Origin of the sequence: Dolichospermum sp. UHCC 0260 (assembly GCF_009711985.1) — a bacterium.
Classification (GTDB): domain Bacteria; phylum Cyanobacteriota; class Cyanobacteriia; order Cyanobacteriales; family Nostocaceae; genus Dolichospermum; species Dolichospermum lemmermannii.
The window spans coordinates 27,879-35,567 of record NZ_VIKZ01000045.1; the positions used below are offsets into that span (position 1 = coordinate 27,879).

Sequence of the window (7,689 nt, forward strand, 5' to 3'; positions counted from 1 at the left end):
CCGTCCATTTCCCTGAACAATATGCTTCACCGTCGTCAATGTTTCCAAACTAATAAATCCCCTGCGATGTCCTTTTTGATTGGACATTCCTAAAAATACAGCCTCTCCCCGTGAGGAGTGACGGGAAAAACGAGGAGAAGCATTTATGTAGGTGGAGGCGCTATTTACTCCTAATGCAAATTGGCGACTTTCTTGGTAAGACTCTGTGACAATACTATCAGCATGACTGCTACTATATTGATTAATCCAAGCGATCGCACTTTCTAAACTATCTACTAACTTAAAAGCTACTGTTTTGGTTAAATACGGTGTTCCCCATTCTTCATCTTTGGCTAATTGCAATTGGGGAAATGCTGCAACTAGTTCTGCATCTCCTTTGAGTTGAAAACCTTTTTCTTTTAAACTACTCCACAGCACTGATAAGGAAGATGGTAAGGCTTGACGATGCACTAAAACTTTTTCAATGGCATTGACTTGATCTGGTTCGCTTTCATGGCTATCCATAATCATCCAGCGAATCATTTCTAAGCTACTGTTGATTGACCAATACAGATAACAATTACCCATTGCTGATTTTAACACTGGGCAGGTTGCTTGTCTGACCACCTGTTGAATTAAACTGGAACGTCCGTAGGGAATAACTAAACTTAAATACTGATCTTGGGTAACTAAATCTCGCACTGAAGCACCATGTTCAGCGGTGATTAATTCTACACAACCTGCGGGTAATCCGACTTTAGTAATGGCTGTTTGCAAGGCGTTAGCGATCGCTGTATTGGAGTTACTAGCTTCCGTACTACCTTTAAGAATAATACTATTGCCAGTTTTTATGCAAAAACCAGCAGCGATCGCCCCTAAATCGGGGAAAGCCTCATAAATAAAGGCAATCACCCCTAAAGGCATTAATTGAGTATAGCTTTGAGAGTCTTCCTGTTGATAATCAGCAGTTCTCACCCGTCGTAAAGGATCAGATAATTCTCCCAATCGTTGCAGAATTTTGATTGTATTCTCCAACCGAGAGGGAGTTAGCTTCAACCAGTCCAAAATTAATTCGGGAACTGCCATTTCTCGACTTGCTTCTAAATCCAGAGTATTAGCTTCGAGAATTTCATCAAAATCACTTTCTATCGCTTGTGCCATTGCTAACACAGCGCGACTCCTATCTATCCCCTTAGTCGTTCCCAATTTCAGGGAAGCCTGAAAAGCGCGGTTAGCACTTGTCATAGGTTCGGGGTAATCATCAATCACTTCACCTGTCATGGAGTTAACGTCTGTAAGTAAGCCAGACCATTAGTGCTGGCAGAATTACCAATAGCACTGCTACAATTGTCCAAGCTATGATATTGGAACTATTAGCCAATCGTAGAGCTAATGGTAGCCATATAATCACTAACACAAAAATAATGCTGAGTGCTACTGGCAAATAGTTTTGTCCTAATCCGGGTTGAACAATTTGCCAATTATTACCTTTCCAACGCCAAGCACGTTTATATGGATAGGTAGTAGAAAGTTGCTCTAATACATATCCATTGTCTTCGACAACAAAAATCTGCTGACAGCGATCGCATCCAAAAGCTTCTGTTAGCGTGATAGGAATCAAATGTCCCTTGCGACGACAAGGACAAGCGTATTCCGTATTTAAGTCAATTTTATCTGGTTTTTGAGGTTGCACAAGCGAGATAAATAACTTGGGCGGTTTTTTACATTATTCCCCAATTTTCCTGAAAATCAGTATGGGAAACTCTAAAATTACGTCTAATGATATAGCTGGGAAAGTCTACTAACAAACTCCTAACCTAAAAATCCATCATCTACCAATTTAGTAGAGATGGAAAATCTTTAGTGTTAATTTAATATATCAACTTTAACTAGAAAGCGGGTGATGGGATTCGAACCCACGACATCAACCTTGGCAAGGTTGCGCTCTACCACTGAGCTACACCCGCGAACTCACCAATAGACTTATTATTCCAGATATATTCAGGTTTGTCAACCCCTAAATTAAATTATTTTTTTGTCAGTAGGGGCGAAGCATGTGGAAGATAAATTATCGGTCATTGCCAAAAATAGTTCTCCAAATGCTTCGCCCGTAAAGTCAGTAGGGGCGAAGCATGTGGAAGATAAATTATCGGTCATTGCCAAAAATAGTTCTCCAAATGCTTCGCCCGTAAAGTTGTCCGTTGTCATTACCAATTACCAATTACCAATTACCAATTACCAATTACCAATTACCAATTACCAATTACCCATTACCTATCACCCATTACCCAATTAACCTGCTAAATTCGGGCGTAATTGCCGCATGAGAGTCGCCATTTCTATGGCGTTCATGGCATATTCCCAACCATGATTACTCTTGATGCCGGCTCGTTCTAGGGCTTGCTGCATGGTATCTGTGGTCAAAATCCCGAAAATTACCGGCACACCTGTTTGGAAACTGGCCGCAGCAATACCTTTAGAAACTTCCGATGATACATAATCAAAATGCGGTGTTTGTCCTTTGATGACTGCACCCAGGCAAATTATGGCATCATAACGGCCAGACATTGCTAATTGACGGGCTACATTGGCAACTTCAAAACTACCGGGAACCCAAACATAGTCTACTTGCTGTCCTTCTGGATCAGGATCTATACCATGACGTTTTAAGCAATCTTTACATCCTTCTACGAGTTTCATGGTGACAAGATCATTAAAGCGAGCAATGATCAATGCAAAGCGCAAAGACTCGGTGTGCTGAAAATTCCCTTCAAAAACTGCCATAACTGCCTCTAAATAAATTTACAATAACTGCTTTACCAATATACTTTTCTGCCATCAAAATAGAAGAGCAGGAAAGCACAATCAGGAAAAAGTCGTTTAGAAAAAGAAAATTTTTTCTGTTTAACTCTTTACCTAAGCTTTTCTGCTCTTAATAGAGTATATGGTATGCGTTAGTGAATGATTAAAGCATTCAACTAAATCACAAAAAAGTTTAATATACCAACTAACACGACTAAAGCCGCCCAAATACCCGAACCAACCCAGAGTAGTTTTTTAGATTCTACCCAGTTTTGAGGAGTGGCGTAAACAACAGGTACACCAATCACAAGCACGAAGGAGAACAAGACTAATGATATTAAAGCGATTTGAAATACTATGCTCATTTTGTTTTTCCCAACATAACTAAATCTTAGTTTTCCCAGAACTGCTGCTGTATAAACAGTCTAGGGTTTTCAGTGAACCTTATGAACTCATAAGGCATCACCTGATCAATTAATATTTTACGTCTGGTTGTAACAGTTGCTCACTTCTGATCCGCCAATCTGTTTTTTCTTTAGGTGATTGGTGATTGGTAATTGGTGATTGGTGATTGGTGATTGGTGATTGGTGATTGGTGATTGGTGATTGGTGATTGGTGATTGGTGATTGGGAAATTGATTAGGATAAAAATTATATTCTCTGTTACCTGACTCCTGAACTCCTGAACTCCTGAACTCCTTCTTTCTCCTGACTCCTGACTCCTGACTCCTGACTCCTTCTTTCTCCTGACTCCTGACTCCTATCTTAAAAATATATGGATTTAATTCTTTGTCACACAACTGCTGACTTTGACGCTTTGGGGGCAGCAGTGGGGTTAACTTGTCTCAAACCAGGGAGTAAAATTGTCTTGACTGGGGGCGCACATCCTCCTGTACGGGACTTTTTAGCGTTACATCGTGACGAGTATCCGCTAATTGAAAGACGTTCAGTAAATCCTGAAAAAATTCGCTCTTTAATGGTTGTGGATACTCAGAAGCGCGATCGCTTGGGTAAAGCTGCTATCTGGTTCGATTTACCCAATGTCCAAGAAATCATTGTTTACGATCATCATTTTGGACAGGAAAGAGACATTCCCAGCACTCAATTATATATTGACGAAGTGGGGGCGACAACTACCTTAATGGTAGAAGAATTGCAAAAAAATAATATTTCTTTAAATTCTGCCCAAGCAACTGTAATGGCTTTGGGTATTCATGTGGATACAGGTTCATTAACCTATAAACAATCTACAGCCAGAGATGCTTTAGCGTTGGCTTGGCTAATGCAGCAAGGGGCAAATTTATCAGTTATTTCTACTTATCGTGATCCTGGTTTATCACCACAATTACAACAATTGTTAAGTGCAGCTTTAGAGAATTTACAATATCTTTGTTTGCGGGGATATACCATAGCTTGGGTGACACTAAAAACCGATGGTTTTGTCCCCGGTTTATCAGGTTTAGCTTCGGAAATTATTGATTTAACAGAATCTGATGCTGTACTGTTAGCAAATGAATATCCTTTGAGTGAAAATGATTGGCGCTTAACAGTAATTGGCAGAACGCAAATTCCCCAAACAAATCTTAATTCCTTATTTCAACCTCATGGTGGTGGTGGACATTCCCAAGCCGCATCTTTTAATCTTCGCACTACAGATTCCCAGCCAATTTTACAACAATTATTAGATGGTTTAAAAGCCCAAATTCCCCATCCTCCCACAGCTAGAGATTTGATGTCTTCTCCAGTGCGGACAATTCGCCCTGATACTACTATAGCCGAAGCCCAAAGGATTTTATTACGTTATGGACATTCAGGTTTATCTGTAGTGAATAATCAAGATTTATTAATTGGAATTATTTCCCGACGGGATTTAGATATTGCTTTACATCATGGGTTTAGTCATGCACCAGTTAAAGGTTATATGACAAGTAATTTAAAGACAATTACCCCTGACACTTCTTTACCAGAAATTGAATCTTTAATGGTGACTTATGATATTGGCAGATTACCAGTATTAGATCATGGGCAATTAGTTGGTATTGTCACCCGCACCGATATTTTAAGAGAATTACATCAGTTAACAATTAAAAATTTAGAATTAAAAATTAAAAATTATTCTCAGGATTTAGGACTAAGTACGGAATTAGAAAAACGTCTTACTCCTCAACTTTGGCAATTACTGACTACAGCATCGCAAGAAGCAGAAAAACGCGGTTGGCATCTTTATTTAGTTGGTGGTGCGGTGCGAGATTTGCTATTATCAAAAGCGGAAAATCGCAGTTTGATGATTAATGATATTGATTTAGTCGTTGATGGTTTTCATAAAACCGCAGACGTTGGTGCAGGGGTAGAATTAGCTAAAGCCTTACAGCAAATTTATCAAAATGCCAGATTAGAAATTCATGGTGCTTTTCAAACTGCGGCTTTGTTATGGCATAAAGATTTAGTATTAGATTCCTTATGGGTGGATATTGCCACAGCTAGAACTGAATTTTATCCTTACCCAGCAGCTAATCCAGAGGTTGAAGCTAGTTCTATTCGGCAAGATTTATATCGGCGAGATTTTACGATTAATGCCATGGCTTTAAGGTTAACTTCTCCTCGTGCTGGTGAATTATTAGATTTCTTTGGTGGTTTTATAGACTTACAAAATCAGCAAGTTAGAATTTTACACGCTAATAGTTTTATTGAAGATCCGACTCGGATTTATCGCGGTGTGCGGTTTGCAGTGCGGTTTGGATTTTCTCTAGAACCACAAACAGAAACTTATATTCGTTATGCCATAAATAGCGGAGTTTATGATCGCACTAGTCAAGAAAATAGTAAAACTCCGGCTTTGCAAACTCGACTAAAAACTGAATTAAAATATATATTAGCAGCAGATTATTGGCAATCAGCTTTAGAATTATTGGATAATTTGGGGGCTTTACAATGTATTCATCCTACTTTAAAATTAGATGTGGAACTTTCTCGACAATTAAATTTATTAAAACACTGTTTAAGGAAATTTGACAAAAAACAAACTTTAATAAATTGGCAAATGCGTCTAGAAGTATTAATTGCCTATTTACAACCAGAATATCGGGTAAAAGTAGCTAAAAATCTGCAATTAGTTGATGATAGTATTGTCAGATTAGAGAAATTATCTCAAATTCAAGCTGAGATAATTACATTATTACCGACTTTTGAAAAACCCAGTCAAACTATTTATTTACTCAAAAGATATGATTTGCAGACTTTAATTTTAATTGCTTTACAAAGTCCCCGCAAAATCAGAAGACGGATTTGGCAATATTTAACAAATTGGGGAAATATTCAACCCCTGTTAAATGGGAATGATTTAAAACAATTGGGTTATAAACCTAGTCCCCAATATAAACAAATGCTTGATGATTTATTAACTGCGACTGTAGATGGTATAATTAAGGATAAAGCGGAAGCACAAGAATTTTTAGCCAAGCATTATCCTGGGTAATTGATCTTAAAAATATGAGGTTGATATGCAAATTCAAACATCCAGCAAATACAATATTAATTTACTGATAACATCCATGTTAGAAATGATAAAATTGGCTCAACTGGTGGCAATGGATATTCAGTAATATCAATAGTGACTGAATTACCCTCCAGTTTTAAAAATTTCCAAGTAGTTCCACTGGTGACAGAACCGAAAATTATGGGAATGTTGACATTATTAGCAGCATTAAATTTTTGGGCAGCTACCATTTCTGCAATACACTGACCTAAACCACCATTAAGATTTTCTTTTTTTGCTTCTATAATTATAACTACTGGAGCTTGAATTTCTAATTGGCTTAGTGATTTACTAATCAGAAAGTCACAAATACCATTGAGTCCAATACTAGAATCAACGGTAAAATCTTCTCCAGAAAAAAGGCTAATTTGACGATCTAATAATCGTCGAACTGCTGTTAATACAGGGCTAATAATCCATTCAGAACGGGCTTTTTCACTACCCCTTGCAAGTACCAATGGTAAACCTTCTTCTAGTTCTTGACGTAGCAAATCATCAGGTTTTACAACAGGCACATCTGGAAAAAACCGTCCTCCTTCATGGATGGCGATCGCTAAATCCTGACGGACTTTTTTTAGTGTAAAATCACTGTAGGGCATAGTTATAATTAATTTTTGCTACAAAAACAGAGTTTAGTTCCGTAGGTTGGGTTGTGGAACGTAAACGTATCCCTGCGGGACACTGCGTGAACGCGGAGCAATCGGAACGAAACCCAACATCATATTATTAAAACATATTATTAAAACTTTTGTTGGGTTGCGCGATTCCTGCGGAGCGCTTCGCTATCGCTTAACCCAACCTACATTTGATTTTAGATTAAATTGTATCAGGATCTATATTTAATTCCCGCAGTTTTGCTGCTAAACGTTCTGCGGTTTCTTCAGGGGTAAAAACTAGCTTTCCTTCTGGTGTGAAATACCGCAATAATCCCTCATGAATTCCCAAATATAAATCTAATTGTTCACTCCATAAATGTCCTTTTTCATTTGCTTCTAGAGGTTGATATTTTCCATCTAATAAATGAAAACCTGCAAATTCTAGTGTATAAGGATCAAACCAAAAATAATCCGGTGTGCGGAAAGTATTTTGATAAAGTTCTTTTTTATATTCTTTATCTGTATTAACTGTAGTTGGTGAGAGAATTTCTAAAATTACATTGGGATATTTACCGTCTTCATTCCAAACTACCCAACTTTTCCGAGTTTTGCGTTCTGTTCCCAGCACAACAAAGAAATCTGGACCTCGGAAATATTCTGATTTTTTCTGATTAGGACTATAATAAATGGTGAGATTTCCCGCAGCATAGAAATCAGTTTTATCTTTCCACAACCATTTGAGACATTTGATTAAGAGCATAATTTGCTCTAGATGCA

General features: G+C 37.9%; 9 protein-coding genes and 1 tRNA gene. 2 read left to right on the forward strand and 8 right to left on the reverse strand.

Annotated elements, in window-relative coordinates; translation table 11 throughout:
• From FJR08_RS16950 to FJR08_RS16960, 3 genes are all read right to left on the reverse strand, one after another.
• Positions 1 to 1,260 (reverse strand): glutamate-5-semialdehyde dehydrogenase (locus FJR08_RS16950; protein ID WP_168633955.1); only part of this gene is annotated, 1,260 nt, incomplete at its 3' end.
• A gap of 4 nt (positions 1,261 to 1,264) precedes the next feature.
• On the reverse strand, positions 1,265 to 1,672 hold the full coding sequence (locus FJR08_RS16955; RefSeq protein WP_168633956.1) for a hypothetical protein: 408 nt from the start codon (positions 1,670 to 1,672) through the stop codon (positions 1,265 to 1,267).
• 202 nt (positions 1,673 to 1,874) lie between these two features.
• Positions 1,875 to 1,946 (reverse strand) — tRNA-Gly (locus FJR08_RS16960).
• Between the two features lie 89 nt (positions 1,947 to 2,035).
• On the opposite strand from FJR08_RS16960, the gene FJR08_RS23035 reads away from it, so the two are divergent.
• On the forward strand, positions 2,036 to 2,275 hold the full coding sequence (locus FJR08_RS23035) for a hypothetical protein (RefSeq protein WP_217357528.1): 240 nt from the start codon (positions 2,036 to 2,038) through the stop codon (positions 2,273 to 2,275).
• On the opposite strand, the gene ribH is transcribed toward FJR08_RS23035, so the two are convergent.
• The 3 genes from ribH to FJR08_RS16980 form a co-directional block, all read right to left on the reverse strand.
• Positions 2,272 to 2,763, reverse strand: coding sequence for a 6,7-dimethyl-8-ribityllumazine synthase (gene ribH, locus FJR08_RS16970; RefSeq protein ID WP_168633957.1), 492 nt, complete (start codon positions 2,761 to 2,763; stop codon positions 2,272 to 2,274). The genes FJR08_RS23035 and ribH overlap by 4 nt on opposite strands.
• Positions 2,764 to 2,957: 194 nt before the next feature.
• On the reverse strand, positions 2,958 to 3,146 hold the full coding sequence (gene psbZ, locus FJR08_RS16975; protein WP_015079221.1) for a photosystem II reaction center protein PsbZ: 189 nt from the start codon (positions 3,144 to 3,146) through the stop codon (positions 2,958 to 2,960).
• 117 nt (positions 3,147 to 3,263) lie between these two features.
• Complete coding sequence (locus tag FJR08_RS16980) at positions 3,264 to 3,581, reverse strand: hypothetical protein (RefSeq protein WP_168633944.1); 318 nt, start codon at positions 3,579 to 3,581, stop codon at positions 3,264 to 3,266.
• On the opposite strand from FJR08_RS16980, the gene FJR08_RS16985 reads away from it, so the two are divergent.
• Positions 3,557 to 6,256: a CBS domain-containing protein gene (locus FJR08_RS16985; protein ID WP_168633958.1), complete on the forward strand. Its 2,700-nt coding sequence runs from the start codon at positions 3,557 to 3,559 to the stop codon at positions 6,254 to 6,256. The genes FJR08_RS16980 and FJR08_RS16985 overlap by 25 nt on opposite strands.
• Before the next feature lie 56 nt (positions 6,257 to 6,312).
• Here the strand turns inward: FJR08_RS16985 and FJR08_RS16990 are convergent, their stop codons facing one another.
• Both FJR08_RS16990 and FJR08_RS16995 read right to left on the reverse strand, forming a co-directional pair.
• Positions 6,313 to 6,915 carry a hypothetical protein gene (locus FJR08_RS16990; protein ID WP_015079223.1) on the reverse strand — a complete coding sequence of 201 codons (603 nt, stop codon included), beginning with the start codon at positions 6,913 to 6,915 and terminating at the stop codon, positions 6,313 to 6,315.
• Between the two features lie 217 nt (positions 6,916 to 7,132).
• Positions 7,133 to 7,689, reverse strand: a 557-nt coding sequence (locus FJR08_RS16995; protein ID WP_168633959.1) for a Uma2 family endonuclease, incomplete at its 5' end; no start/stop codon positions are given.